Here is a 25,816-nt window from a genome sequence, read left to right as displayed (position 1 = left end):
GGCTCAGGCCGAGGCGCGCGGCTCGGCCGAGACCAGGTGTCCGAAGGCGACGAGCCGGTCGTCGGTGTGGAACAGCTCGGCGCACGTGGTCAGCGTGATCAGGCGCGGCGACCGGGCCGGCTGCGGCTCGCCGGGATCGGGGTTCACCGGCCGCGGGTCGACGACCCACGTCTCGGTGAAGGGCACGACGAGGTCGTCGCCGCCGGTGTCGAGCCGGTAGGTGTAGACCATGTCGGCGGTCTCGAGAAGGACCTCGTCACCGGGCCGGAGGTCCGGCATCTTGCTGAACGGCTCGCCGTGGGTGATCCGGTGACCCGCGAGCGCGACGTTGCCACGCTCACCCGGGGCGGCGGAGCCGGTGAAGTGGCCGACGCCGGCGGCCAGCACGTCGTCGGAGGTGCCCGCCAAGACGGGTACGGCGTGGTCGCGCCCGAAGCGCGGGATGCGCAGGATCGCCGACGCAGTGCCCTCGTCCACCTCGACCCGCTCCTGCCCGGCTCTCCAGCCGCGCTCGAGCTCACGGATCGCCTCGGTGTGCTTGCGCTCGGAGACCCAGGTGGTGCCGTACAGCTGCCACCCGACGTACCCGAGCAGCGTCGCTCCCGCGGCCACGAGGACCAGGCCGGTCCACAGCCGCCAACGACGAGGCGTCGACGACCGCGGCGACCGGGTCACGCCGAGAGCCGGGCGGCCGCGGCGGCGATCCGCTCGTCGGTGGCGGTGAACGCCACCCGCACGTGCTGCGCGCCGGCAGCGCCGTAGAACGAGCCAGGGGCGACCAGGATGCCGCGCTCGGCGAGGAACGCGACGGTCTCCCAGCAGTCCTCGGGCCCGCCCGGGGTCTGGCGCTGCGCCCACAGGTAGAGCGACGCCTCGGAGTGGTCGATGCGGAAACCCGCACCCTCCAGGGCGTCGCGCAGCACCCGCCGTCGCGCGGCGTACCGGGCGTGCTGCTCCTCGGCGTGGTCGTCGTCGTCGAGCGCGGCAGCCATGGCGCGCTGCTGCGGGCCGGGCATGATCAGGCCGAGGTTCTTGCGGACCGCGAGCAGCTCGCCGATCAGCGACCGGTCGCCCGCGACGAAGGCGCAGCGGTAGCCCGCGAGGTTGGACCGCTTGGAGAGCGAGTGGACGGTGAGGATGCCCTCGGCGGAGCCGCCGCAGACGTCCGGGTGAAGCACGGAGACCGGCTCGGTGTCCCAGGCGCACTCGACGTAGCACTCGTCGGAGACCAGGATCGTGCCGCGCTCCCGGCACCACTCGACCACCTTGCGCAGGTGCTCGACCGGCAGCACCCGGCCGCTGGGGTTCGACGGCGAGTTGAGCCAGAGCAGCTTCGGCACCTCGGGGTCGAACGCGGTGAGCGAGTCGGTGGCGACCGCCCGGGCCCCGGCGAGGGCGGCGCCGACCTCGTACGTCGGGTACGCGAGCGCCGGATAGCCGACGAGGTCGCCGGCCCCGATGCCGAGGTGGAGCGCCATCGCACCGATCAGCTCCTTGGAGCCGATCACGGGCAGGACCTGGTCCAGGCCGAGCCCGGTCACCCCGAGGCGCCGGGCCATCCAGTCCAGGCAGGCCTGGCGGGTCTCGGCGCGGCCGATCGTGAGCGGGTACCCCGGCGAGTCGGCCGCGTCTCGGAGCGCCTGCTGGACGACGTCCGGGGTCGGGTCGACGGGGGTGCCGATCGAGAGGTCGACGACCCCGTCGGGGTGCGAACGTGCCTGCTCGGCGTACCGGACCAGCGAGTCCCAGGGGAAGTCGGGCAGCCGCGAGGAGACGGTTTCGAGACGGCGCTGGCGCGCCTCCTCAACCACCGAGATCAGTGGTCCTGGTTCTGCGGCGGGAGCGCGGCGATGAACGGGTGGTCCTTGTCGATCTCGCCCATCTTCGCGGCACCGCCCGGCGAGCCGAGGTCGTCGAAGAAGCCGACGTTCGCGGTGTAGTACTCCTTCCACTGCTCCGGCGTGTCGTCCTCGTAGAAGATCGCCTCGACCGGGCAGACCGGCTCGCACGCACCGCAGTCGACGCACTCGTCGGGGTGGATGTAGAGCATCCGCTTGCCCTCGTAGATGCAGTCGACGGGGCATTCGTCGACGCAGGCGCGGTCCTTGACATCGACACACGGCTGCGAGATGACGTAGGTCACCGGATCCTCCTGAGCACGGGGGTGGAGCACGAGAGCATGTTCCTGGCCCAGCCTAGTATCCGGACGTGGTCGTGCCGTCAGAACCCCACGATGTGGGCGGGACCGCCGGGGAGCTCGAGCCGGGGCGGCACCGGCTCGGTCCGCACGTCGTCGGCCAGCGCGTGGTCGTACGACGACTCCTGCGCGGCGAGGTCGGCCCGAGTGGCGGCCCCGCCTTCACCGACTCGCTCGGCACCTGCCTGTCCTGGACGCCCGGCGACGGTGCCGGGGGCGGCACCTGCCTGCTGCAGCCCGACGACCCCGCGGCCGAGCCGGTGCGGATCGCGCTGGGCGACATCGTCTCCGGCAAGCCGGTGCCGCCGCGGCCCAGCCACCGGCTGAGGGTCGAGCCGCTCGAGGCCCAGACCCGCGCGCTCGCGCTGTGGCCCGATCTCGAGACCGCGCAGGTCGGTCGCTGGCTGTTGCGCCGCTCCGCCACGTCGACCGCGCGGCGGGCCAACTCGGTCCTCGCCTTCGGCCCGGCGGGCGTGCCGGACGCGTACGAGCGCGTGGTCGAGTTCTACGCCGGCGCGGGGGTGGTCTCGACAGGCTCGACCACCGGAGGGCCCGACTCGACCACCGGAGGCCCCGACTCGACCACCGGAGGCCCCGACTCGACCACCGGAGGTCCCGACTCGACCACCGGGGGTCCCGGCCGGCCGATCGCTGCGGTGCTGCCGGACAGCGACGAGGAGCGGCTGTTCCGCGACCGCGGCTGGGGCCCGGAGAGCGGGGACGCCGACACCGTCTTCCAGGTCGCCGGGGTCGCGGCGGTGCGCCGGAGGCTCCGGGGCCTCAACACCCGCGACACCGACGGCGTCGTGCTGGTGGAGGAGGCTCCCGGCGTGGTGCGGGCCGACCTCGAGGGCCGGGCGACCGGCGTGGCGGCGTACGACCGCGACTGGGTGGGCTTCCGCGGCATCCACGTCGACCCGGCCTACCGGCGGGAAGGGCTGGCCCTGCGCGTGATGGCGGCGCTGCTGGAGTGGGGCGCCGAGCAGGGCGCGACCACGGCGTACCTCCAGGTGCTGGGCGACAACACCGCCGCCCTGGGCCTCTACGAGCGGCTCGGCTTCTCCGAGCACCACCGCTACCGCTACCTCGCCCCCAGCACCGACTGATCGCGACTCAGCAGGCGACGGCCGTGGCACCGGCCGGCAGCAGCAGTGCTGCCCCCGTGAGAGGTCCGGCGGCACGGCTCAGCACGACGGCTGGAACCCCTTCCGCGCCGGTCCCTTGCGGGTGAGCGCTTCGAGGGTCCAGGCGATGGCGGTCGGGCTCATCGGGATGAGCAGGTGCTCGGAGAGGTCGACCGGGCAGCTGTCCTGGATGGTGGTGTTCGTGGTGCGTGGCCCGGGCTCGAGGTAGCCGGAGAGGTAGGGCACGACCACCTCGTCGAGCCGGGTGACCACCTGGGTGTAGCTCACCCGGCCGGGTGTCTCGTCACCGCGGTTGAGCCGGCGCAGGAACGCCGAGCCGTAGCCCTGCTGGGTGCACGAGACACAGAGCGTCTCGAGGAGGGGGTTGGTCAGCAGCGCCAGGGCGGTGCCGCCGGAGAGGACGGTGCCGTGGTTCGAGGGCGCGAGACCGACCAGGTCGTCGACGAGCCGGGCGCCGCCGAGGAACTTGATGAGGTACCGCGGCATCATCCCGCCCTGCGAGTGGCCGACCATCGACACCTTCCGCGCGCCGGTCGCGCGCAGCACGCGCTTGGTGAACCGCTTCAGCTGACGCGCGGAGGTCGGGATGTCACCGGTGGCGCGGTTGCCGTAGTCGAGGGAGTAGACGCAGAACCCGGCGCCCTTCACCGCCGCGGACAGCGGGTCGAGCAGGCTGCGGCGGTCGCCGATGGTGCCGTGGACCAGGATCACCGGGGTGGGGCGCCGCTTCGTCGGCTCGCAGCTCCAGTCGTTGGCGCCGATCGGGTCGCCGGGGCCGCCCGGCAGCGGGATCGGCGAGGCGCTGGACGGCGCGGGCAGCAGCAGTGCCGCGACGAGGGAGAGGGCCAGCCCGGCGAGGGCCACCACGAGACGACGACGCATGGTGGACCAACGACGCGGTCGGGCCGCGGTTACCGGGCCCGCACCCCCTCAGACGGCCAGCCGCGGCTGCCGCGGACGTCGCCGGCTGACCGCGTGAGCCAGGACGATGAGGACCACCGTGGTGGCCGCGGTGGCCGCCACCGCGGCGAGCGCCCCCAGCGGCTCCGTCACGACGAAGGTGGGGATCGCCCGGTCCGGGACCGCGACGGCGCCCGCGAAGGCACCGACCAGCCCCAGGTAGCTGCCGTACATGCACCCGCGGTGGGCCGGTACGTCGTGACGCCGGGCAGCGCGGACCCCGAGCAGGAGGCTCACGAGCGTGACCACGGAGAGGACGTGCAAGAGGCTGAGCCGACCGTCACGGAGGTCTCGGAGGCCGAAGGAGCTCGCCGCGACGAAGGCCATGCCCGCCACCCAGCACCACCCGGCCGCACGGTGGGCAGCATCCCCCTTCCGGCGCCGCAGCAGCACGTAGCCACCGAGCCCGAGGCAGACCATCGCGGTCGCCGCGTGGACCACGAGGAGGAGCGTCGATGCGGTCACGGCTGGCCCTCCGCCTGCTCGGAGTCGTCCAGGGCTGCGAGCAGGCGCCGGGTGTGCCCGGCGTAGTCGGCGTACGGCACGCCGGTGAGGGCGACCAGGGCGGCGAAGCGTTCCTCCAGCAGCTCGCGGCAGGCGTCGACGCTCTGGCGGCCTGCTGGGGTGAGCGCCAACCGGCGTCGGTTGCCGCCGCCGGGGTCGGCGCTGACCTCGAGCAGGCCCGCCTCGGCGAGGATGCCCACCATCCGGCTGGTCGACGGCTCGGTGATGCCGAGGCGCTCGGCCAGCACCCGCTGCGTGGGCGCCCCCTCGCCGACCAGCAGGAGGGCGAGGAAGCGGCGGTAGGGGAGGTCGTGCTCGGCGCGGAGGATCCGGTCGGCAGCGCGGTCCAGCCGCGCCGTGAGCAGGTGGAGGTCGAAGGTGAGGGAGTCGGCCACGCCACCAGCATGAGGGTTCTAACTTAGAAGCGCAAGATCCTTCGAGTACTCCGTCCGGTCACCGGCACACGACGCCGTCGGAGGGCGTGTAGACGGTGTGGAACTTCTCCCGCCGCTCCACCTCCTGCTGGCCGGCGCGGCGGAAGATCCGAGTCACGTCGACCTGGAAGCCCGGCGAGCCCTCGTAGGCGTAGCAGTCCTCGGTGCGCAGGGTGCGGGTCTCCGGCTCCGTGTAGGCGTACCGGTCGGAGGTGGTGCTCTCGATGTCCCACACCTTGGTGGAGTAGAAGGTCGCGGTCACCACGCCGGGCGAGGAGGGGGTGCTGGGCGTGACGTTGGTGTCGATGAGCACGCCGTAGTCGGTGTCGTTGCGGAAGCGGAGGTCGATGGCGCCCCACGCGACGGTGGCCTCCCGACCGACCGGGTAGCGGTCGATGTAGAAGGAGTGCGGCTTGTGCTCGACGTCCTCGAGCCCGGCGAAGAACATCGCGTTGAAGAGCGTCGTGGCCATCTGCGAGACGCCCCCGCCGAGGTCCTCCTTGAGGATGCCGTCGCTGATGACGAAGCCCTCGGTGAAGCCGTTCTCCCGTGTGCGCTCGCCGACGGTGTCGTTGAGCGAGAAGGTCTCCCCCGGCTTCAGCACGGTGCCGTCGATGATCTCCGCGGCGCGACCGATGTTGACGTTGCGGTACTCCGCGTGGGGGTAGTACGTCGTGAACGTCGAGACCTGCTCGACGATCCCCAGGTCCCGCGCCTCCTTGGTCGTGAACTCCGGGCGTGCGACGGTCGCCTCCACCTCGAGCCGCCGCTCGCCGTCGGTGCGGGTGACCAGGTCGAGGAAGGTGTCGCGGACCTGCTCGGGGTCGTAGGAGACGCCGGGCTTCGCCGGCACCACCTCGGGCTTCCCGCCGACCAGGCGGACCGTGGCGTCGACCGGGGCACCGTCGTCACCGACGGCGTCGCCGACCAGCTCGGCGAGCGCGTCCTGCTTGAGGTCCGGCACGAGCTCCCCGTCCTCCGCGCGCATCCGCAGCACCGGCGAGAACTCGGCCGGCGTCAGCTCGACGGGCGTCTCGTCGAAGACCAGGGTGACCGGCCCGGAGACGGCGGGGTTGGCGAACTCGTCGAGCGCCTCCTGCACGTCGGCCTCGTCGATCTCCGGCTGGAGCTCCTCGAGCGGCAGCTCGACCGTCCGGTCCTCCGAGAGGTACGCCGCCTCGACGGCCTCCCGGGCGGCCTCGCCGTCCACGCCCTCGCCGACGCGCGGCTCGATGGTCTTGATCCGCCCCTGGCGGAACCGGACGTCGCCGTCGCGGGCCGGCGTGCCGGCCTCGGCCTCGACCTGCTCCAGCGCGTCGGCGACCGCGGCCTCGTCGACGGTGACGACCGCGTCGAGCTCGTGGCCGTCGGTGTAGTGGTCCCAGAGCCGGCGCGGGTCCCAGCTGCGCTCACCGCCCGCGCGGGCGACCGACTCCTCGTGGTCGATGGCGAGGCCCAGCTCCGCCGGCGTGAAGTCCCACGCCTCGCCGTCGGCCGTGAGCACGATCGGGTCCGCGTCGCGGTCGGCCAGGCCCTCCCGGAGCGCGCGGACGGCCTGGTCGGACGTCTTGCCGCCGATCTCGACGCCGGAGACCGTGGTGCCCCGGGGGATCCGGTCGCCGGAGAAGGCGTACGCCGCCACCCAGGCGCCACCGACCAGGACCAGCAGGGCGAGCACGACGATCAGGACGACGCGTCCACCGGCGGAGTCGCGGGGAGGTGCCGTCTGCTGCTCAGTCACGCGCCCCATCCTAGGAACGGAGCCTGACGGTCAGCGGATGCGGCCGGTCCCCGCTGGTTGAGGAAGGCGCGCAGCGCCTCCCCCGCTGGTTGAGGAAGGCGCGCAGCGCCTCCCCCGCTGGTTGAGGAAGGCGCGCAGCGCCTGTCTCGAAACCCCCCGTCAGCCGACGGCCGGGCGCAGCGGACCCGGCGGCGGGGGCGGCGGCGGCTCGGCCGGCGGCGGCGGAGTGGGGTTCGTGGGGGGCGGCGGCGGGGGCGGGGTGTAGCCGCCGCCCCCTCCACCGCCGCTGGGCGGCGGCGGCGGAGCGGGCTTGGGCTCGGTCCGCAGCTTCAGCCACACGGAGTTGCCCGCGATGACGCCGCCGCCTCCGGAAGCGCGGATCCGCCAGTAGCTCTTGCCCGGGCGGGGCGCCTTCATCGAGATGGCGTAGCGGCCGTCCTTGCGCGAGCGGGTCTTCTTGACCGTGCGCCACTTGCCACCGACGTACTTCTGGAGGGCGTAGGTCCGGGCGCGCTGCGGGAAGATCCTGCCGGTGACGGTGAAGGTCCGGTCGGCGCGGACCGTCCGCTTCGCGAGCTTCGCGGAGACGTTCGCGCCGACGAGGAGCTTGAGCGTCGTCGACCGGCTGCCCTCGACGAGGTCCGTGCCGCGGTAGGTGGCGCGGTAGGCCATCGACTTGCCGGGTCGCGCGGTGAACCGGTGCTGGCCGGCCGTGGTGGTGCGGATGTTCTTCAGCTTGGTGAACTTCTTGCGTGCCAGCGGGCGCGAGTCGATCTTGACCGGGCCGCGCAAGCCGGAGTCGTCGGCGACCCGCTGGAGCCGCGTGGCGAGCTTGACCCGCTCGCCGTAGGTGATGCGGACCGTCTTCGACGCCTTCGAACCCACACGGATCGTCGTGCGGCTGCGGTAGCCGCCGAAGTCGTAGGTCGAGGCGCCCCGTGCGGTCGAGACCGTCAGGCTGTCCAGGACGAACGGGTTGCCGTCGCACCCGTAGAGCACGCCGAGCCACGCGCCCTGCCCGTCGCCGCCCCGAGCGTTCGCGAAGTCGGCCAGAGTCGCGGACGGCGCAGCCTGGTCGTAGGTGCCGTCGGCCGCGTAGTGGTACCAGCTGTAGTACCGGTCGGTGTACTCGACCGTGTGCCAGCCGGTGTCGTTGCCGGGTGCCAGGGTGGCGACGCCCCGCCACGTGCCGGTGTCGTTGGGCGCCCTGTAGACGGCGACGGCCACGGCCGCGGCTTCGGTGTCCGGGAAGTAGACCGAGGCGCTGACGGTGGCGGAGGCCGTCGGCCTCGGCAGCGGCGCCACCGGACCCGTTCCGAAGCCCTCCACCTGGGGCGTCCAGCCGATCGCGCGCTCGCCCCGCGGGGGCTTCGGCGAGTCGACGACGGCGAACGCCGGACCCGCCGACGGCACGGTGGCAGCGTCCGTGCACGACTGGGTGACCAGGCGGAGACCGGCCTGCTGGAACTGGTCGGCGTCCACGCGTGTGGCGGCGGAGGCCATGCCGGGGAGCGTGGAGACGGCCAGGACGACGGCGCCGGCGGCGCCGATCAGGGTTCTGCGCATGTGGACCTCGGCAGCAGGAAGCGGTGATCCCGAGCGGCTCACCAGGCCGGGTAAAAGTATCACCGGTTCCGGCGGGTCGGCAGCGTTACGAGGGCGACGAGGAGTACGAGGAGCCCGAGCGCCAGCAGGGTGTAGCCGGTGGTGTCCGCGGAGATCAGGTAGTCGCCCTCCGGCCGGGCCCGCATAGTCCACGCCAGGACGCCGACGAAGCCCGCGGCGTACGGCGCCCGCCACCATCCTGCAGGCAGGGCCACGAGCGCGGCGAGCGCCGCGGCGGCGGCCAGCGCGAGGCCCCACCACAGCTGGTGGAGCGCGACCGCGGCGACGGCCACGGCCGCGCCGAGCAGGAAGCACCCCAGGGCAGCGAGGGCCCGCACCTCAGTCGAGGCCGGCGAAGAGGTCGGTCTCGAGGCCGGCCTCGTTGAGCGGACCGCGGCGCCCCTTCGCGATGCGGAAGTACTCGATGCCCCAGGCGGTGGAGCCGACGTTGTTGCTGAGCGCGAAGAACGGCCCGTCGGTGGTGATCTGGGTGGCGTAGGCCTTGAGGGCCGCCATCTTCTGCTCGACGTGCTCCTGGGCGTCGACCTCGGCGGAGAGGTTCTCGTCGGGGGTGACGATGGGCGGCAGCGGGCCGTCGGGGTCCATGCCCTCGAACGTCGTGGTGTCACCGGACTCGCGCAGCATCCGCAGCCCCTGCCGCATCCGGCTCTCCGACATCGCGCCCCAGTAGATCTTCGCGATGTCCCACGGCTTGCCGAGGTCGAGGCGGTACGACGGCACGGCGGCCAGCTGGGCGGCGTACATGGCGACGCGGTGCGCCTGGATGTGGTCGGGGTGGCCGTAGCCGCCGAACTGGTCGTAGGTGACCAGGACCTGCGGGCGGACCTCGCGGATGACCTCGACGAGGTGGTCGGCCGCCTGGGTCAGGTCGGCGTGCCAGAAGGCGTTGTCGTGGATGGTGTCGGCCGGGATGGCGTAACCGTCCTCGTGCCACTTCATGCCGGAGTCGCGGTAGCGGCCGAAGCCGCCGAGCCAGCGGTGGTCGGTGACCCCGAGCGCGGCCATCGCCTCGGCGATCTCCCCGCGGCGGTGCTCGCCGAGGCGGTCCTCCTTGTCCGCCGCGAGGTGCTCGAGCTCGGGGACGAGGATCTCGCCCATCTCCCCCGCGGTGCAGGTGACGAGGGTGACGCCGCGGCCCTCGGCGACGTACTTCGCCATCGTGGCGCCCTGCCCGATCGACTCGTCGTCGGGATGGGCGTGGACGAGGAGCAGGCGGTGCTCAGGCGCGTCAGGCATCCCGCGAGCGGAGACAGTCCCCGGGTGGGCGAGCCCGACCCAGCGGTGGTCGTGCTGGCGTGACCACGCCCCGCCGGCAGGAACCGCGGTCCAGCCTGGACCACCCGTTCGTGTGGTCCAGGCTGGACCGTCGCTCAGGAGATCGACAACGGAACCGCGAACTGGCCGGCGCCCGAGAGCGCAGGAAGGCCCACCGCGGCGGCGCTGACGTGCTTCAGCTGGTAGCCGTGCCGGGTGCCTGCGCTCGCACCGCACTCGGGGTTGTCGATCGTCGCGGCGGTGAGGGCGACGTTCGGCGCCGACATGGCCCCGACAGCAGTGTCCGGCACCGCGAGCGTGTTGGGCGTACCGAGGTAGACCAGCGTCTTGGCGTAGATGGGACCCGCCTCCGACCAGCCGGAGTTCAGGTAGGCCGTTCCGGTGCATCCGGCGCCGGTGTAGTAGGCCTGCGCCGGGTAGAGCGATCCGTCCCACCCCACGTTGAGGAGGTAGTTGCTCGAGGTCATGACCGTCAGGCCCGCGTCGGCGATGGAGACCGCCGTGCCGATGAGTCCACCGTTCGCGTCGAGCACCTTGTAGCCACCGGTGCCGGCCGGTCCCTGCGGCCCGACCTCACCCCGTGGCCCCTGCTCCCCGGTGTCGCCCTTCGGGCCGGGTGCGCCCGTCGCCCCCGTGTCGCCCTTGGGACCTGGGGGTCCGACCGGGCCCGTCGCGCCGGGTGCGCCGTCCTCACCGGCGGCGCCCGGGAGTCCGGTGGCGCCCATCGGGCCCATCGGCCCCTGCGGGCCGGCCTCGCCCTGCTCGCCCTTCTCACCCTTCGCGCCAGCGGCGCCGTCGAGGCCGGGGATGCCCGGCAGGCCGGGGATGCCCTGGAGACCCGCCGGCCCCGCCGGTCCCATCGGCCCGACTGCTCCACGAGCACCGTTTTCGCCGTCAGCGCCGTCAGCGCCGTCAGCGCCGTCCTTGCCGTCGACCCCCGGAAGACCCTGCGCACCGGGGATGCCCTCCTGGTTCCAGCTGATGCGACGCTCACGCTTCGCCCACTTCGAGGCGCCGGTGGAGCACGGCGCGGCGTTGGTCTCGAGTCGCAGGTTGCCGGTCTTCAGCCGGTAGCAAGCGGTGATGACCTCGTCGGAGTCATCGGAGGAGGCGTAGGCGCCGCCGACGGCAGCGGTGAGCGCGAGTGCGGCGGCGGCAACGCCGGCGATGCGGGAGCGGGAGACACGAGATGGCATGGGAGTCCTTGGTTCGGCGCGATGAGACAGCGCTTCATTCCACACCTCCTGGGGAGGCGGCGCCGCCGATTGCGGGGTTTCGATGCGTGACGTTCACGCAGGGGCGCCCTCCAGCCTCCGCGCCGCGGCCCGGGCCGGGCCAGCCGTCCAGACCAGCCGACCGCGCTACTCGGCGTCCAGCCACCCGTCGAAGTCGTCGACGAGCAGCTCGAGGCGGACCTGCGGCGCGTCGGTGACCACCGCCCACGGATGATCCTCGTCGTCGTCCTCGCCGGCCAGCCGCTCGCGCTCGACCTGTGCGTCGTAGCCGTCGCCGCGGAGCCGGGCCGCCACCAGCAGCGCGTCGTCCTGCTCGAAGAAGACCGCGCGCCACGTCGGACCGGCCGACCGCAGCTCCGCGGCGACCTGCGCCAGGAACGGCCGGTCGGCTGCGAGCCAGTCGACGTCCTCCAGCTCCTCGGGCCCCAGCCAGCGCAGCTGGTCGTGGGTGCCGTCGACGGGCTCGACCGCGTCCGCCTCGCCCAGGAGCCGGACCACGGCCGCGGTGAGCTCGTGCCGCTCCCCGACTGGGACCGCCCCGTCGAGCCAGCGGACCACCTCGACCTCGATGTCCAGCTCCTCCGCGAGCTCGCGCGCGAGCGCGACCTCCGGCCGCTCCCCCGGCTCCACCTTGCCGCCGGGCAGCTCCCAGCGTCCGGCCGCCTCAGGAGGACGGGTACGGCGCGCGGCCAGCACCCGGCCGGCGCGGACGATGGCGGCTCCGACGACCCTGGTCTTCACCGGGCGGAGCCTAGTTCGCAGCCGGCGGACTACGTCCTCCGGTGGAAGGTGACCTGTCCGTCGGGATGTCGCTCTGTCGCGTAGGTGGGGTCGTGGATGCGGGCGTGGTGGTGGGGGCAGAGGTTGCGCGCGTTGGCGAGGTCGGTAGGCCCGCCGGAGTGCCAGGGGGTGTCGTGGTGGGCGTGGCAGAGATATGCGGGCCAGTCGCAGCCGACGGTGGTGCAGGTGGGTTGTGACTGGTTGAGGGCGGTGCGTTGGGCTTTGGTGAAGAGGCGGGTGGTGCGGCCGAGGTCGAGCACCTCGCCGTGGGTGCCGAGGACGGCGGGGATGATGCCTGCTTCGCAGGCGATGCGGCGGGCGTGGGCGGCGGAGATGACGCCGCCGGTGTCGAGGGAGGCGTGGCGCAGGCCGCCGAGGAGGGTGTCGAGGTCCATGGTGACCACGACGGTGGCGTTGGTGCCGCCGAGGTCGGGGAGCCGGTCGACGGGGAACCGCTCGATGAGCTCGACCAACGCGGACCCGAGCCGCTCGGGTGAGGGGCGGCGTTCGTAGGCGCCGGCGCCGTCGGTGGCGGTGACGTGCTTGGGCGCAGACAGCGCCAACAGGGCCTTGTGGAGCATCTGCCCCTGCGCCTCGGGCACGCTGAACTTCCCCACCATGCTCCCGCGGCCGTCGGGACAGATGGTGAGGAACGCACGCGCCGCAGCCGCTTGCTCTTCGCGTTCCAGGGCGCGGGCGTCGTGGGCCTCGCCGATCTCGGGTGCGATGACGGTGAGCAGGTGCTTGCCGATCACCCGCAACGCGGACGGGTCGTGATGGGCCGCTTCGGCCACGAGGTGCCGCTCAGCCTTGGAGTAGAGGTCGGGCTCCAACCCCTCCGGAAGTGCGTCGAGGGCGGTGGTGATGACGCGGGCCTGCTCGGCGTTCATCCCACCGGCGGCGAGCGCCGCCCGGACGGAGGGGAACCGCCCCAGCGCGTCGGCGAGCCGCACCCGGCCGGCGGCGGCACGCCGGTCCTGCCGCGTGGCGTGAGCCCACCAGCTCGCCGTGGAGGTGGCGCCGGTGGTGGCTGCGACGTCGTTGCCCTCGGCCTGGGCGGCGAGCCGCAGCTCGAGCTCGGCGACGCGCGCGGCGAGCGCGGTGACCGCGGTGAGGGTGGCGGCGTTCTCCTCAGCCGTGAGGGCGAACAGCGGGGCCTCGTTCAGGTCGTCGAGCTCGGCGTGCAGCCGCGCGACCGCACGCGAGACCGGGTGGTCTCCGCCGGGTCGCAGGTCCTTGGCCATGACCCCACTCAAGCACCCGCCACCGACAGTCGCGCACTGTTTCCACACTCCTGTTCGAATGCCCGCTGATGCTCGCGGCGACCGACGAGGCGGACCGTAGGGTCGACGCCGTGACCGGAGTGCACCTGACGCGGACAGCCGAGAACGTCGACCAGATCGACGCCCTCGCCCGCCGCCACGGCGGTCGCGTCGGGCTGGCCGGCGTGGTGTCGCAGCTGGACCGGCGGCTGCGCCGTACCTGGGCGCCGTGCCTGTCGCGGCACCGCGCGTGGACGTGGGACGCAGCCGACCGCCGTGACCCCGCCTGGTGGCCGCAGGGCGTCTCCACCGCCGACCGTGCGGACACCGCCGAGCTGGGTCGCGCCGGGGACCGGCTGCTCGTGGTCAGCTGGTACGCCAAGGCCGGCGGCTCCCGGCTCTCCTTCCTCGACCTGGCGGCCCGCCGCTACGCCCACGTCCTCCTCGCAGTGCCGACCCACGACGGCTGGACGCCGCTGCGGGTGCACGCCGGCGGCATCGCGTGGCACGGCAAGCACGTGTACGTCGCCGCCACCGGCCGGGGCTTCTGGACCTGCCACACCGACGACATCATCGCCACGCCGGAGGGCCTCGTGCTCCCGGTGCGGTTCGGCTACCGCGCCGCCGCCGACGACGGGGTGGAGCGGCTGCGCTACTCGTTCCTGTCCGTCGACTCGACCAGCACGCCACAGCGCCTCGTGGTGGGCGAGTACGGCAGCCGCCGGCAGACCCGGCGGTTGGCCCACGTCGCGCTCGACCCGGCGACCGGGCTGCCCGCGACCGACGCCGAGGGTGTCGCGCGGCCCTCCGTGCTCGAGAGCGGCGTCGTGCGCGCCCAGGGCGTCGTGGTCGCCGCAGGCGACCACCACCTCTCCGCCTCCCACGGCCCGTGGGTGCCCGGGTCGCTCTGGAGCGGCCGGCCCGGCGACCTCCGCGAGCGGCGGTTCGCCCTGCCGATGGGCCCCGAGGACCTCGACTGGTCCCCCGTCACGGACCGGCTGTGGACCGTGACGGAGCACCCCCGGCGGCGCTGGATCGTCTCCCTCCGACGGTGACGGATCGGCTTTCGCCGATCAGCGGATCCTGCGGACGTTGCTGCGGTCGCCGCGCGTGGCCGCGGTCTTGCCGACGACCACGACGTAGGTGGTCCTCCGCTTGCCGTTGCGGTCGGCGACGACCCACGACTTCTTGCCGCGCGCGTTGAGGTTGCCGATCCGGACCAGCACCCGCCGGCCGCTCCGCTGGACACGGAAGAGCCGGGCCTTGGCGCCCTGGGCGGCCCTCGGCGCGGTGACGGTGAGCTTGTCGCGGCCGGCGCCGGTGTTGAAGCCCTTGAGCCGGGCGGTGATGCGCACCGGACTGCTGGTCTGCCCGTCGGCCACGAACGTCACGCGGTCGGAGCGCCCCGCCTGGTCGACGACCGGACCGTCGGCCTTCCCCGCCCGAGCCACGGCCGTGATGGTCGCGGCGCCCTCCCGGGTGCCTCGGAAGGCGTGGCTGAGCGCGCCGTCCTGGCCCAGCAGCCCGCTGGCGGAGTCCGCGTCGTTGCGGTCGGGACCGCTGCGATCCAGTCGGACCCAGAGGTCGGCGATCGGCTCGCCGAGCTGGTCCGTGGCCGTGTACGTCGAGGTGACGGCCGACCCGACGCGCTGGGTGTTGGCGCCCGAGTGGTCGAGGTTGTAGGTCGACAGGGCGGGGTCGACGGCGTAGTACTCGACCTGCCGCTTGCCGGTGAGCGTCTCGGTCCCCGGCGTGACGCCCAGCGCGGGGGCCGCGCCGTACCGGTTGGTCTCGGTCTGCCAGGTGCCGGTCGACTCGACGTTGCCGGCCCCGGTGGCGCTCAGGACGACGTCCCCGTCGGTGTCGAAGTCGGAGGTCACCTCCGCCGTGGAGAGCGCGGCGGTCTCCGACGCCTCGCCGACCCGGACGGTCTCCCCGCCGACGAGGTTGCCGAACTGGTCCTCGGTGAAGACGTCGAGCAGCACCGTGTCGGAGGTCGGCGCCTTCGGCAGCACGCCGGACTCCTGCCGGGCCGCCCGGGCCAGCTCCACCCGGACCTCGCCGCCGTTGTAGGGGTCGGCCGACGTCCAGTCGACCGTCTCGGTGTCGAACAGGCTGCCGACGGTGGCGGTCACCGTGGCAGCGACCGACCCGTCGTCGTCGAACCCGCGGTCGCGCTCGATCGCGAGCGTGAACCGCGCGACGCCCTCGGCGTCCGTGGTCACGGTGAGCTGCGGCCCGCTGTTGCGGTAGGCACCGGCGTCCTGGCCGGCGGCCGGCTGGGCGGCCGGCTGCAGGTCGGCGAAGGACTCGGCGTACGGCGTGAAGAAGCCGTGGCCGGTCCGCAGCGTGACGACCTGGTTGGCCAGCGGCGTGCCGTCGGTGGAGCTGACGGTGACCCGCGAGCTGACCGGGCGGCCCGGCGTCTGCCCGGCCGTGCTGAGCGGCGTCTCCGCGGCGATCTCGACCCGGCCGACGGCGGTGGACCGCAGGAAGTCGACCCGGTAGCCGCTCACGGCGGCGTCGCGGTTGCCGGCGGGGGCGGCGGCGATGCTGCCCCCCTTCTCCTCCGGCTGGGGGCTCTCCGCGGGGTCGGTGACGGTGACTGAGAAGCGCCCGTCGGCACCGGTGGTGACGCTGTGGGTGGTCACGGGGGCGGCGGTGCCGGTGGCGAAGCCGGCGTCGCCCGCGTCGTCCGCGCCGGCGCCCGACTCGGTGCCGCGCCCGAAGGTGAGGGCGATCTGGCGGCCGGGCAGGCCGGTGCCGTCCTCGAGGGTGTACGTCGCGGGGATCGTCCGCGAGCCCCCGGCCGGAGTCTGCACGGGGCTCAGCAGCTCCGAGCCCAGCACCGCCTCGCCGGTCTTGAGCGTCAGCACCTTGCGGCTCGGGATGGCCCCGTTCCCGGTGAGCAGCTCACCGGCGAGGGCGGCGTGGAGCTCGTAGGTGCCGGCCTCCTGGCTGCTGGGCAGCGGGACGACGGCCTCACCGTCGCCGTTGGTGAGGGTCGGCCGCGTCCCCGACGAGGGCTCGCGGACCGTCGCGGGCGAGCCGTCGAACGGCGTGATCACCCAGTAGTAGCTCACTGCCCGCAGCGGCACGGCCAGGTCGCGGCCAGCCTGGTCCCTCACCTGGACGGTGATGTCGCCGAGGCCGCTCTCGTCCCGGTCGAAGACCGCGCCGTCGGCCGAGGTGCCGTGCAGCGTCGTCGGGGCTGGCGAGTACTGCTCCACGGTGACGTCGGAGGAGCGCTTGTCACCGGCCGAGGCCTCGTAGGCGTCCGACGCCGTCGCGTTGGCGTAGTAGTACCGCGCGGCGCCGGCCGCCTGCTCGAACGTCGCGACGCCCCGCACGTCGGTGTACCGCGGGTCCCCGCCTGCCGACGACCGGACCTCGGCACCAGGGATGGGAGTGCCCTCGGCGTCGGTCACGGTGACCGTCACGACGGCGGCCTGACCGCTCGGCACGCGGGTGCGGTCCGCAGTCGCCGTGACGGTGGAGATGGCCTGCTGGTAGAGCGTGTAGCCCTCGACGTCGTCGGTGTCGCGCTCGGCACCCACGACCAATTGGTCGACCGGGCTGTCGGACGGGTCGTAGGGATAGCCGGTGATGTCGAGCAGGCCCTCGAACGTGCCGGTGGCCGCCCCGTCGGCCACGGTGACCGGGGCCTGCACGGAGCCCTGGGAGACACCCGCGCCGTCGAGGCGCGAGACGGTGACGGTGCCGGAGGTGGCCGACGTCGTGCCGGTCGCCCGGACGAGGTCCCGGCTCTGCTCGGGGCTGTAGTCGGGCTGCCGGAAGACCCCGACGCGGGAGCGCGAGGTCAGGTTGACGGCGTGGTCGCTGGCGGTCGCCGTGCCGATCTCCACGCCGGCCTGGTCGTCGGCGACGGTCGTGGCGCCCACGGTGGCGGCGGCCCGGAGCGTCACGGTCGCGCCGCGCAGGGCGGTCGGCGGGGTCCACTCGTGGATGAAGAGGCCGTCGTCGTTCCGTGAGGTCACGGTGCGGATGGTCTGGAACTGGCCATCGCCCTCGGCGTACTGGAAGGTCACGGCGCCCACGTCGCTGCCGGCGCCGGCGGCCAAGCGGATCGTGGCGTCGGTGCCGTCGTTGCGGGCGGAGGCCTCGTTCCCGGCGTTGAACTGGGTGTAGAGCACCACGGTGCCCGAGCCGACCTGATCGGCGACGGGGGTCGCCGAAGCGAGGGTCGGGACGCCGGTGACGGCCAGGGCGGTGACGGCGGTGGTGGCGAGTCCGCGCTTGAGGCCGCTGCTTCGCATCTGGGGATGTACCTCCGGTGGCTTCCCACCAGGAGCCTCCCGACGGGCGCACCGGCGCCACCCTCCGGCGCCCGGTGCGGCGGCGCGAGCTGGGCTCAGCGTCACCGCTGTCCCAACGGTCACACCCGCGGATGGTGACGGCGCCGGACTAGACCGGCGCGCACCCCCTGGGATGGCCTGGAAATGGCAAAGACGCCGCGCGTCGCGCGGCGTCCTTGTCGAGGTCCCCGTGTGCCGGTGCCCTAGGGTGGGACAGGCGGTCCGGACCATTCTCGCGCAGCGGCAAACAGAGAATGGCCCGGACCGCGTCTGTGTGTCCCGACTATCGGTGGTCGTGCAGCACGGGGGCTGCGGGAGCTGTGCCCCCGGGGAGTGGCCCCGGGACCCGAAGGCCCCGGGGCTCACCCGTGGTAGAGCTCGATCAGTTGATCGAGGCCTGGCGGGTCACGCCGCGGCGGTTGCGGTCGGTCTCCGCCACGACGGCGACGAAGGTCTTCTCGGCACGACGGTTGCGGTCGGGACGGATGAAGATCTTCTGGCCCTTGTCGCTGATGTTGCCCCGCGCGACGAGCTTGCGGTTGCCGTTGTCCAGGACCTCGAAGAGGCGAACCTTGGCACCGGCGGCCTTGCGAGCGCCGATCTTGACCCAGTCCATGCCGGGCTGGCTGCGGTTCACGTTCTTCAGCTTGATGCCCGGGTTGATGGGCTCCTGAACCGGGTCGGTCGGCTCCTCCGGCTCGTCGGTGCCCTCGACCGTGGTGGTGGCCGTGGCGACGTTCGCCGAGGCCGGCAGGCCCTCGTCGGTCGCCTCGTCACCGAACTGGTTGGTCGCACCAGGGATGCCGGTCACCGTGACGGTGAGCGCGCCCTCGGCGTCGTCGTCCAGGCGGACGTTCAGCGGGATCTGGCCCTGGGCGTCGGTCACGGCGCCGCTGTCCTGGAGCTGGCCGGGGCCGGACACCTGGACGTTGAGCGAGCTGACCGGAACGCCGGGGACCGGGTTGCCGAACGCGTCGGTGACCACGGCGATGAACGGGACCTGCGAGGCGCCCGCCTCGACGGTCGCGGGACCGCTGACGCCGACGTTGCGCGCCGTGGTCGCGTCGTCCTGCGCCTCGACCGTGAACTGCGCGGTCTCGGTGCGGCCGCCCGCCGTCGTCGTGACGGTGACGAGGCCCGACTGGGTGCCCGCGATGCGGAGGGTCTGACCGACCGTCCCGGTCACCGAGGACTCGCCGTCCTCGAGGTTGACGTCGCCACCGGTGAGGATGATCGCACCGTTGTCGACGGTGACCTCGACCGGCTGGCCGTTGTCGCCACCAACGATGGTGAGCTCGACGACCTCGTCGCCCTGGTCGGCGCTGTTGTTGTTGGCAACACCGTCCGTCAGCGGCTCGATGGTGACGTCGTCGGCCGTGTAGGTCGCACCCTCGGTGTTCTCACCGTCGAGCGTGAGCTGGTAGTCCGGGCCCAGGCCGTCGACCGTGTAGTTGACCTCGGTCGTCTCGCTGGCGGTGATTCCGTTGGCGTCCGGGGTGGCCGCGTCGCGGTACACCGTGTAGGTGATCGTGTCCTGGTCACCGGCCTGGGTGTCACCCGCCGGGAAGGTGAAGGTGACCTGACCGTTGGCGTTGGTGGTCTGGCGCGGGCGGGTGTCGGTGACACCGGTGCCGGCGCTCCGCGCGGACACCTGGGCGCCCTCGACCGGGTTGCCGAACTGGTCGACGACGGTCACCGTGACGCTGGTCGGGGTGTCGACCTGCGTGTAGACGACGTCGGGGGCGTTGACCGAGGCGGCCGAGATCTCGGCGCGCTGGAACTCGAAGGTGAGGGCGTTGATGCCGTTGCCGGTGACGTCGAACGAGTCGCCAGCCTGGATCGTGCCAGCGTCGGGCGTGATGACGACCGAGCCGACACCGTTGCCGTCGAGGGTGGTGGTCACCGTGGTGGAGGTCTGGCCACCGAAGGTGAGCCCGTTGCCGGCCACGGTGAAGGTGACCACGGAGTTGGCGTCAGCGGCGTCGTCCGAGTCGATGTTCAGGCGGACCGAGGTCTGGTCGACACGGACGAACGTCGGGTCGGTGGGTGCGCCGTCGGCGCTGTCCGCGCCGGTGACGACGTCGAGGTCAGCCAGGTCCAGCGTCGCCGCGGACTGCACGACGAGGGTCGCCGTGGTCGAGGCGTTGCTCGGCGAGTCGTCGGTCGAGACGGTGATCCGCTGCGAACCCACGGTCGAGCTGGTCGCGACGAAGCGAGCGTCGCCGTCGATGGCCTCGAGGTCACCGATGGTGTCGTTGTTGTCACCCTCGAGGTCGGACACGGTGCCGTTGGCGATCGCCAGGTCGATGAACTCCGACGAGCCGAGCTGCGTCTGGCGGCCCCCGGCGTCGCGGAGCGTCACCGTGTACGGGGCGCTGGTCTGGCCGGCCGGGGCGGACTGGCTCGACGGCGTCACGGTCAGGTTCGCCACCGGGCCGGCGGTCTGGACCGACGCCTGGGCACGGGCCTCGGCGGCGTCGACCTGACCATCGAAGACGGCGGGCGTCGCCGGGTCGTTGTCGGTGTCCTCGCCCTCGTCCTCGAAGATGACGAACTCGGCGGTGTCGCCGGCGTTCGGCGTGGTGACCGTGACCCGGACGTTGATCTGGTCCAGGTTGTTGTTCGGGGTGGCGTCGCCCGGCGCGCCGCTCAGGATGCGGACGGCGTCGACGATCTCGACGGACTGGGTGCCGCTGTCCTCGTTGGGGTCGAGGTTCGTGGCCGCGAGCTCGAGGTTGTTCTCGTTCACGCCGCTGGTGTTGAGGACGACGAGGGCGCCGACCTGACCGGCGTTGCGGGCGTTGGTGGTGGAGACGACCTGGAGGACGTCGCCGACCTCCGCGGAGGCCGAGGTGGCGAGGGCGGGGACGCCCGTCACCGCGAGCGCGCCGACGGCGGTTGCCGCCAGGCCGCGCTTGATGCCGCTGCTGTTCATTCGTGTTCCTTCCGGAATGTTGAGTTCGGGGAGCCGTTGCTGCTCACCCGGCAGGGGCAACCGATGAGGCCCCTGTGGCCCCGGACACGGATTCCTGAGCCAGGTGTGACAGTAGGGAACGGGGCGACACGACCCCCAACTTGTTGCAGATCGCTTTTGCTTCTGCAATAAACGTATGCGCGGTGACCGATTCGGGTTCGGGAACCCTTCCCCCTCCCCCACCCCCACGAGGTCGTATGCCTGGCACCGGCGACACCCCGCGCCGACGCGGGCGGCCGCAGCGCCTGCCGAACGACCCCACGCCGATCAACGCGCTCACGGTGGGGTGCGACCAGCGCATCGCGTGGCTGCTCAGCACCAACCGGCTGCTCGGCCCCGACCCCGAGATGGCGCGGCGCTCCGGCTTCCTCGCGGCGCTGAAGGACCGCGGCATCGCGGTCGACAGCACCCGGGTCTCCCGGTGGGAGTCGGGCCTGCAGGCCGTGCCGGCGCGGGTGGCCGCGACGTACGAGGACGTGCTCGGCCTCCCGTCCGGCGCCCTGGTGTCCGTGCTGGCCGGGCTCCGGCGCACCTTCACCGGCGCCGCAGCGGGCCGGGACGGCCGGTTGCACGACGGCCAGCTGACCGACAGCCAGCTCGAGGACGCCCTCGACATCGCCCAGCGCGGCGACGCCACCGGCGCCCAGTGGCTGCGGCTGGCCGAGGAGCTCACCGGCCACGACCGCATCTTCCTCCGCAAGGACGACTGGTCCCGGCTCTGCGGCCAGCTCGTCGCCGAGCTCGCGACCGCCGTGCACGCCTCCTACGTACGCCGCTACGAGGCCGCCGCCACGCTGCTGCGCCACCCCAGTGCCCAGCGGTCGGTGATGCGGGCGGTCGGCAGCTTCGTGGTGCACCCCGACACGCAGGTGGTCGCCCCGGTCGTCAGCCTGCTCACCGAGCTGCCCGACCACACGGCCGGCGAGCTCGTCATGCGGATGCTCGCCAGCGAGCACAACAACCTGCGCCGCGCGGGCGCCTCCGTCGCGGCGTACAAGGTCGCCCGGGGCCACCTCTCGCCCGAGGCGCTCCCCCAGCTCGAGAAGGCCGTGCTCGGCGCCCTGCGGCGCAGCGAGCTGCTCGACGGCCGACTGGACTTCTTCGACCTGGCGGTCCACCTGCCCGAGCAGTCGTGGGAACGGGTCAGCGGCGGCCTGCGCACCCGGCGGGCGTTCGGGCTGGTCACCCAGGCCCGCGGCAACGGCGAGCTCGTTCCGCACAGCCAGACCGTGGCAATCGTGGCCGAGCTCGCGGCGACCGCCCAGTCGCAGACTCCCGCGCAGCACTCCAAGGAGCCGGACCCCATGCTCCGCCGGCTGCTGCGCGAGGCCCTCCTCCACGTGCACAAGCCGCGCCGGCACCACGCCGCCCTCCTCATCGGCGCCAGCCCCTACGCACCCGCCGTGGCCGACCAGTGCCTCCGGCTGACCGGGCACCCCAACGACCTGCTCGCCGCCCGCGCGTGGACCGTCCTGATGCGGATCGGCCACGGCAACCGGGAGGAGAAGGTGATGCGGCGGGTGATGAACGAGGAGCGACCCACCATCCGCACCCGCGCGCTCATCAACGCCGGCATGGCCCGGACCCCGATCGAGCCGGAGGAGGCGCGGGCGATCGCGGCCATGGTCGACACCCGCGCCCGGCCGGCCGACCGGCACGCCTTGCTCTACGCCCTCGGGATGCAGGGCTCGCCCGAGCTCAAGCAGCTCGCCGACCACGAGTCCGACGAGGTACGTCGCGCCGCCGCCTGGTGGATCGAGCAGGGGCCGGCGCTGCACGACCCCGACGCGGCACCACGGTCCACGTCGCCGTAGTCCGTCCGGGCCATCCCGGACCGTCCCGGCTGGTCCGAACGTCCGTACCTTCCCGGTTCCGCACCGGCCACCCCGAGATTCGCTCATCCTGGTCATCTCACCGTCGTCGTCGCCGATGTGCTCCGTCGCGACGACGGCACCGCAGCACGACAAGGATCCGAGCGTGATGGGACGCAGAGGCACCGGCGGCCCGCCTCAGGGCGGGCCCCGCCAACCACCCGCGGCGACCCTCGCCGCAGCGTGGCCGACCATCCATGCAGGCGCCTTCGTGATCCTCTACGCCGTCGCCGCCTGCATCGGGCGCACGACCGTCCTCGAGGGCTCCGACGTCAGCCTCACCTGGCCCGCGGCCGGGGTGGGGGTGCTGTGGCTCATGACCACCCGCGGCCGGCGTTGGACGCTGCTGAACGGCGGACTCCTCGTGGCCGTCACCGTCGTGGTCAACGCCTCGACAGGCACGGGACCCGCCCTGTGTGCGGTCTTCGCCGTCGGCAACCTCACCCAGGCCGCGGCCGTGGCCGCGATCCTGCGGCTGCTGGCACCCCGGCTCTGGGGCTTCGGCGGCACCGAGGCGTTCACGTCGACGCGGAACCTCGTCGCCCTGGTCGTCGCGGCCGCGGTGGGCTCCCTCGTCGGGGCGGCGGCAGGATCCCTGGGCCTGTGGGTGGTGCGCGGCGAGACCCCGGCCGAGGTCCTCCTGCTGACGTGGGGCCGGTACAGCACCGGGTCGCTGGCTGTCACCGCGCTCGGGCACCTGTGGGCACACCGTTGGCGGCACCGGGAGGACCCGCTGGGTCCGGCCGTCCGTGGCGTCGCCGGTAGGTGGGAGGCCGCGGCCCTCGTCGTCACCTCGGCGGCGGCGTACCTCCTCGTCTTCGGCTGGGCGGATCCCTCGCTCTCCTTCCTCCTCATCGCCTTCAGCGTCTGGGCGGGCCTGCGGCTGTGCCCCGGCTGGGCCTGCGTCCACTCGGTCGCCGCAGGGGTCCTCGGCATCGGGCTGACCCTGCAGGGGGCCGGCCCGTTCAGCGCGACGGGCTCGCCCGAGGCGCACGCCGCGGTGGTCCAGCTCTTCGGCGCCCTCGTCCTCGTCGTCGCGATGGTCCTGGCGACCAGCCGCGCCGAGCGTGAGGAGGTCCTCCAGGAGCTGCGGACCACCCAGCGGGAGGCGAGGGCCCGAGCCGACCTCTGGGAGGCGGTCGCCGACTCGATGACCGACGGCGTGATGCTGGTGACGGCTGCCGGCGACGTCGTCTCCGTGAACGACGCAGCCCGGGCGCCGGCGTCACCGGTGCACTGGGGTGATCTGGACGCCCGCGCCACGCGCCTGCGCCACCCGGACGGCACCCCGCTCACCTGGGACGAGCTGCCGTCCCAGCGCGCGTTGCGCGAGCTCAAGGTCCCCGCGCAGGACGTCACCGCGATCAAGCCCGACGGGTCGCGCTCGGTCCTCTCGATCGGGGCCACGGCGCTCGAGGACGTCGCCCCGTACGGCCAGGGTCGCGGCGCCGTCGTGGTCTACCGCGACGTCACCGACGAGCGGGACCGCGCCGACCAGCTCGCCTCGTTCGCCGGCACGGCCGCCCACGACCTGCGCGGGCCCTTGACGGCGCTCACCGGGTGGCTGGAGCTGGCCACCTCCCACGTCCAGACGACTCCCACAGGCGACCCCGCGCTCGCCCGCATGCTCGAGCGCGCCGGCAGCGCCGCCTCGCGGATGCGGGAGCTCATCGCCGACCTCCTGAGCCATGCCACGAGCCAGGGTGACGCGTTGGAGCTCGCCGACCTGGACCTGCGAGCGGTGCTGACGGACGTGTCGGTCCTGCACGGGCTCACCGACGAGGTCGTCGTCGGACCGGTGCCGCCCGTCCATGCCGACGAGGCGCAGATGCGGCAGCTGTTCTCGAACCTGATCGGGAACGCGGTGAAGTACGTCGCGCCGGGGGTGACGCCGCAGATCCGGATCCGCGGCGGGCTCCACCACGGGGACGTCCGGGTCGAGGTGACCGACAACGGCATCGGGATCCCGGAGGAGCAGCGCACCGCGGTCTTCAGCCGGCTCCACCGCGCCCACACCGACCGGCCGGAGTACGTCGGCACCGGCATGGGGCTGGCCATCTGCAAGCTCATCGTGGATCGTCACGGCGGCCGGATCAGCGTGGCCCCGGCGCCGGTCGGCAGCGGCTCGACCTTCGTCATCACGCTGCCCGCAGCCGCCGGCGCCGAGGCGCGGTGGCTCGAGGCCGAGGTGGAGGTCGAGGTCGAGGCAGCACCGGCCTGACGGCAAGGACCGGTGTGCCACAGTCTCGTCATGGACGAGACCACGCAGCGGCTGCGGTACGTGATGGACCAGCTCGAGGCGGAGCTGCTGCAGCGGATGCTGACCGACGAGGGCTACGCCGACGCGCAGGCCGCGCAGCACGCCGGCGCCGCCGCCTGGACGCTCGAGGTCACGGTGCCCACGCGCGACGGCGACGAGGTGACCCGCACGATCGAGCGGTACGCGCCGGACGCGACCGTCCTCGGCCGCTGACGCTGCCCGCGCTCAGCCGCGGCCGGACAGCAGCCGGCTCGCCTCCGCCTCGTCGGTGTCGCACGGCACGACGAGGAGCCGGAGCCGCTGCCCCGACGCCATGCTCGCCACCATGTGGCCGGTGTCGTCGCCCGGAAACGATCCCACCTTCACCGGGCCACGCGCAGCGCGGACCCGGCGCACGCCGTGGCCGTCGTGCGTCCCGTCGTCCCAGTCGGGGCGGGAGAACAGCAGGCGGTTGACCCGACCCGCGGCGACGGGGAACTCGTCGACCAGGGCCGGGGCCTCGACCAGGAGGGCGCGCGAGCGGGGCCACCAGGCTCCGTCGGAGCCGTCACGACCCGGATGGTCCCACAGCTCGATGCGCAGCGGGGGCCGCTCGGCGGGGTCCAGGGCCTGGACGGGAGAAGCGGGACTTGGTGACGTCGTCATGACGTCCACCCTTCGCACTGCCCTCGGGGGCTCGGCGAGCCCGGCTCGGCAGCTGGTTGCTCTCCACGGTACGGCACGGGTGGTCTCGACAGGCTCGACCACCGATGGGGTGCGCTCGACCACCGATGGGTGTGTGGTCTCGACAGGCTCGACCACCGATGGGGTGCGCTCGACCACCAATGGGGTGCGTGGTCTCGACAGGCTCGACCACCGAGGGGGTGCGTGGTCTCGACAGGCTCGACCACCGATGGGGTGCGCTCGACCACCGAGGGGTGCGCTCGACCACCGAGCTGGGCGGGTACCGGCATCCCATGGCACGCGCGATCTGGACCGGCTCCGTCTCCTTCGGGCTCGTGAACGTCCCGGTGGGGCTCTACTCCGCCACCTCCGACCACCAGGTGCACTTCCACCAGTTCGAGGAGGGCACCAGCGACCGGATCCGCTACCAGCGGGTCAACCAGCGCACCGGCGAGGAGGTCCCGTACCGCGACATCGCCAAGGGCGCGGAGGTCGACGACGGTGACTACGTAATCCTCACCAAGGAGGAGCTGGAGACGGTCGAACCGGGACGCAGCCGGACCATCGACATCA

At 73.2% G+C, this 25,816-nt stretch carries 22 protein-coding genes; 6 read left to right on the top strand and 16 right to left on the bottom strand.

Annotated elements, in window-relative coordinates; translation table 11 throughout:
• Window positions 1-3: 3 nt before the first annotated feature.
• The 3 genes from ACSMHG_RS13565 to fdxA are packed head-to-tail and all read right to left on the bottom strand — an operon-like array spanning window position 4 to window position 2,143.
• The gene (locus ACSMHG_RS13565; RefSeq protein ID WP_435745930.1) at window positions 4-675 is read right to left on the bottom strand and encodes a class E sortase; all 672 of its coding nucleotides are present in this window, start codon (window positions 673-675) and stop codon (window positions 4-6) included.
• Window positions 672-1,811: a succinyldiaminopimelate transaminase gene (gene dapC / locus ACSMHG_RS13560; RefSeq protein WP_435745927.1), complete on the bottom strand. Its 1,140-nt coding sequence runs from the start codon at window positions 1,809-1,811 to the stop codon at window positions 672-674. The genes ACSMHG_RS13565 and dapC overlap by 4 nt, the downstream gene beginning before the upstream one ends.
• A gap of 5 nt (window positions 1,812-1,816) precedes the next feature.
• Window positions 1,817-2,143 carry a ferredoxin gene (gene fdxA, locus ACSMHG_RS13555; protein ID WP_435745924.1) on the bottom strand — a complete coding sequence of 109 codons (327 nt, stop codon included), beginning with the start codon at window positions 2,141-2,143 and terminating at the stop codon, window positions 1,817-1,819.
• A gap of 65 nt (window positions 2,144-2,208) precedes the next feature.
• On the opposite strand from fdxA, the gene ACSMHG_RS13550 reads away from it, so the two are divergent.
• Window positions 2,209-3,303: a GNAT family N-acetyltransferase gene (locus tag ACSMHG_RS13550; protein WP_435745921.1), complete on the top strand. Its 1,095-nt coding sequence runs from the start codon at window positions 2,209-2,211 to the stop codon at window positions 3,301-3,303.
• Window positions 3,304-3,381: 78 nt separating this feature from the next.
• Here ACSMHG_RS13550 and ACSMHG_RS13545 read toward each other — a convergent pair whose 3' ends face one another.
• The 10 genes from ACSMHG_RS13545 to ACSMHG_RS13500 form a co-directional block, all read right to left on the bottom strand.
• The gene (locus tag ACSMHG_RS13545; protein WP_435745918.1) at window positions 3,382-4,224 is read right to left on the bottom strand and encodes an esterase/lipase family protein; all 843 of its coding nucleotides are present in this window, start codon (window positions 4,222-4,224) and stop codon (window positions 3,382-3,384) included.
• A gap of 48 nt (window positions 4,225-4,272) precedes the next feature.
• Complete coding sequence (locus tag ACSMHG_RS13540) at window positions 4,273-4,767, bottom strand: DUF2306 domain-containing protein (protein WP_435745916.1); 495 nt, start codon at window positions 4,765-4,767, stop codon at window positions 4,273-4,275.
• Window positions 4,764-5,201: a MarR family winged helix-turn-helix transcriptional regulator gene (locus tag ACSMHG_RS13535; RefSeq protein ID WP_435745914.1), complete on the bottom strand. Its 438-nt coding sequence runs from the start codon at window positions 5,199-5,201 to the stop codon at window positions 4,764-4,766. The genes ACSMHG_RS13540 and ACSMHG_RS13535 overlap by 4 nt, the downstream gene beginning before the upstream one ends.
• 58 nt (window positions 5,202-5,259) lie before the next feature.
• Window positions 5,260-6,981: a VanW family protein gene (locus ACSMHG_RS13530; RefSeq protein ID WP_435745911.1), complete on the bottom strand. Its 1,722-nt coding sequence runs from the start codon at window positions 6,979-6,981 to the stop codon at window positions 5,260-5,262.
• 159 nt (window positions 6,982-7,140) lie between these two features.
• Complete coding sequence (locus ACSMHG_RS13525; RefSeq protein WP_435745908.1) at window positions 7,141-8,547, bottom strand: hypothetical protein; 1,407 nt, start codon at window positions 8,545-8,547, stop codon at window positions 7,141-7,143.
• A gap of 59 nt (window positions 8,548-8,606) precedes the next feature.
• Window positions 8,607-8,924, bottom strand: coding sequence for a hypothetical protein (locus ACSMHG_RS13520; protein ID WP_435745905.1), 318 nt, complete (start codon window positions 8,922-8,924; stop codon window positions 8,607-8,609).
• A 1-nt stretch (window position 8,925) separates the two neighbouring features.
• Entirely contained in the window at window positions 8,926-9,843 is a 918-nt protein-coding gene (mshB, locus tag ACSMHG_RS13515; protein WP_435745903.1) for an N-acetyl-1-D-myo-inositol-2-amino-2-deoxy-alpha-D-glucopyranoside deacetylase, read from the bottom strand.
• 134 nt (window positions 9,844-9,977) lie between these two features.
• Entirely contained in the window at window positions 9,978-11,078 is a 1,101-nt protein-coding gene (locus tag ACSMHG_RS13510) for a collagen-like domain-containing protein (RefSeq protein ID WP_435745901.1), read from the bottom strand.
• A gap of 165 nt (window positions 11,079-11,243) precedes the next feature.
• Window positions 11,244-11,858: a (deoxy)nucleoside triphosphate pyrophosphohydrolase gene (locus tag ACSMHG_RS13505; protein WP_435745899.1), complete on the bottom strand. Its 615-nt coding sequence runs from the start codon at window positions 11,856-11,858 to the stop codon at window positions 11,244-11,246.
• 29 nt (window positions 11,859-11,887) lie between these two features.
• Complete coding sequence (locus tag ACSMHG_RS13500) at window positions 11,888-13,141, bottom strand: HNH endonuclease signature motif containing protein (RefSeq protein ID WP_435745895.1); 1,254 nt, start codon at window positions 13,139-13,141, stop codon at window positions 11,888-11,890.
• 110 nt (window positions 13,142-13,251) lie between these two features.
• Here ACSMHG_RS13500 and ACSMHG_RS13495 point away from each other — a divergent pair, with 110 nt between their 5' ends.
• Complete coding sequence (locus ACSMHG_RS13495; protein ID WP_435745893.1) at window positions 13,252-14,214, top strand: hypothetical protein; 963 nt, start codon at window positions 13,252-13,254, stop codon at window positions 14,212-14,214.
• A gap of 18 nt (window positions 14,215-14,232) precedes the next feature.
• Here ACSMHG_RS13495 and ACSMHG_RS13490 read toward each other — a convergent pair whose 3' ends face one another.
• Window positions 14,233-17,436 (bottom strand): hypothetical protein, encoded by a 3,204-nt coding sequence (locus tag ACSMHG_RS13490; protein WP_435745891.1) that lies wholly within the window; start codon window positions 17,434-17,436, stop codon window positions 14,233-14,235.
• Between the two features lie 421 nt (window positions 17,437-17,857).
• Window positions 17,858-20,410, bottom strand: coding sequence for a hypothetical protein (locus tag ACSMHG_RS13485; protein ID WP_435745888.1), 2,553 nt, complete (start codon window positions 20,408-20,410; stop codon window positions 17,858-17,860).
• Window positions 20,411-20,646: 236 nt separating this feature from the next.
• On the opposite strand from ACSMHG_RS13485, the gene ACSMHG_RS13480 reads away from it, so the two are divergent.
• The 3 genes from ACSMHG_RS13480 to ACSMHG_RS13470 all read left to right on the top strand — a co-directional run bounded on the left by ACSMHG_RS13480 (window position 20,647) and on the right by ACSMHG_RS13470 (window position 24,793).
• Complete coding sequence (locus ACSMHG_RS13480) at window positions 20,647-22,263, top strand: hypothetical protein (RefSeq protein WP_435745886.1); 1,617 nt, start codon at window positions 20,647-20,649, stop codon at window positions 22,261-22,263.
• Window positions 22,264-22,429: 166 nt separating this feature from the next.
• The gene (locus ACSMHG_RS13475; protein WP_435745998.1) at window positions 22,430-24,541 is read left to right on the top strand and encodes an ATP-binding protein; all 2,112 of its coding nucleotides are present in this window, start codon (window positions 22,430-22,432) and stop codon (window positions 24,539-24,541) included.
• A 30-nt stretch (window positions 24,542-24,571) separates the two neighbouring features.
• Entirely contained in the window at window positions 24,572-24,793 is a 222-nt protein-coding gene (locus ACSMHG_RS13470; protein WP_435745883.1) for a hypothetical protein, read from the top strand.
• Window positions 24,794-24,805: 12 nt separating this feature from the next.
• Here ACSMHG_RS13470 and ACSMHG_RS13465 read toward each other — a convergent pair whose 3' ends face one another.
• On the bottom strand, window positions 24,806-25,225 hold the full coding sequence (locus ACSMHG_RS13465) for a DUF5994 family protein (RefSeq protein ID WP_435745881.1): 420 nt from the start codon (window positions 25,223-25,225) through the stop codon (window positions 24,806-24,808).
• Between the two features lie 311 nt (window positions 25,226-25,536).
• Between ACSMHG_RS13465 and ACSMHG_RS13460 the strand changes: the two genes are divergently transcribed.
• Window positions 25,537-25,816: Ku protein (locus tag ACSMHG_RS13460; protein ID WP_435745879.1), on the top strand; the 280-nt coding region annotated here is incomplete at its 3' end.

The organism is Nocardioides ureilyticus (assembly GCF_051280745.1).
Classification (GTDB): Bacteria; Actinomycetota; Actinomycetes; order Propionibacteriales; family Nocardioidaceae; genus Nocardioides.
The sequence above is the reverse complement of the archived record's forward strand: the minus strand, read 5'-3'. Positions and strand labels throughout refer to the sequence as shown.

What these genes read in the sequence shown, in the direction of transcription:
- ACSMHG_RS13545 (WP_435745918.1), bottom strand. Translation starts at nt 4,224, where the DNA reads ATGCGTCGTCGTCTCGTGGTGGCCCTCGCCGGGCTGGCCCTCTCCCTC.
- ACSMHG_RS13525 (WP_435745908.1), bottom strand. Translation starts at nt 8,547, where the DNA reads ATGCGCAGAACCCTGATCGGCGCCGCCGGCGCCGTCGTCCTGGCCGTC.
- mshB (WP_435745903.1), bottom strand. Translation starts at nt 9,843, where the DNA reads ATGCCTGACGCGCCTGAGCACCGCCTGCTCCTCGTCCACGCCCATCCC.
- ACSMHG_RS13510 (WP_435745901.1), bottom strand. Translation starts at nt 11,078, where the DNA reads ATGCCATCTCGTGTCTCCCGCTCCCGCATCGCCGGCGTTGCCGCCGCC.
- ACSMHG_RS13500 (WP_435745895.1), bottom strand. Translation starts at nt 13,141, where the DNA reads ATGGCCAAGGACCTGCGACCCGGCGGAGACCACCCGGTCTCGCGTGCG.
- ACSMHG_RS13490 (WP_435745891.1), bottom strand. Translation starts at nt 17,436, where the DNA reads ATGCGAAGCAGCGGCCTCAAGCGCGGACTCGCCACCACCGCCGTCACC.
- ACSMHG_RS13485 (WP_435745888.1), bottom strand. Translation starts at nt 20,410, where the DNA reads ATGAACAGCAGCGGCATCAAGCGCGGCCTGGCGGCAACCGCCGTCGGC.
- ACSMHG_RS13480 (WP_435745886.1), top strand. Translation starts at nt 20,647, where the DNA reads ATGCCTGGCACCGGCGACACCCCGCGCCGACGCGGGCGGCCGCAGCGC.
- ACSMHG_RS13475 (WP_435745998.1), top strand. Translation starts at nt 22,430, where the DNA reads ATGGGACGCAGAGGCACCGGCGGCCCGCCTCAGGGCGGGCCCCGCCAA.
- ACSMHG_RS13470 (WP_435745883.1), top strand. Translation starts at nt 24,572, where the DNA reads ATGGACGAGACCACGCAGCGGCTGCGGTACGTGATGGACCAGCTCGAG.
- ACSMHG_RS13465 (WP_435745881.1), bottom strand. Translation starts at nt 25,225, where the DNA reads ATGACGACGTCACCAAGTCCCGCTTCTCCCGTCCAGGCCCTGGACCCC.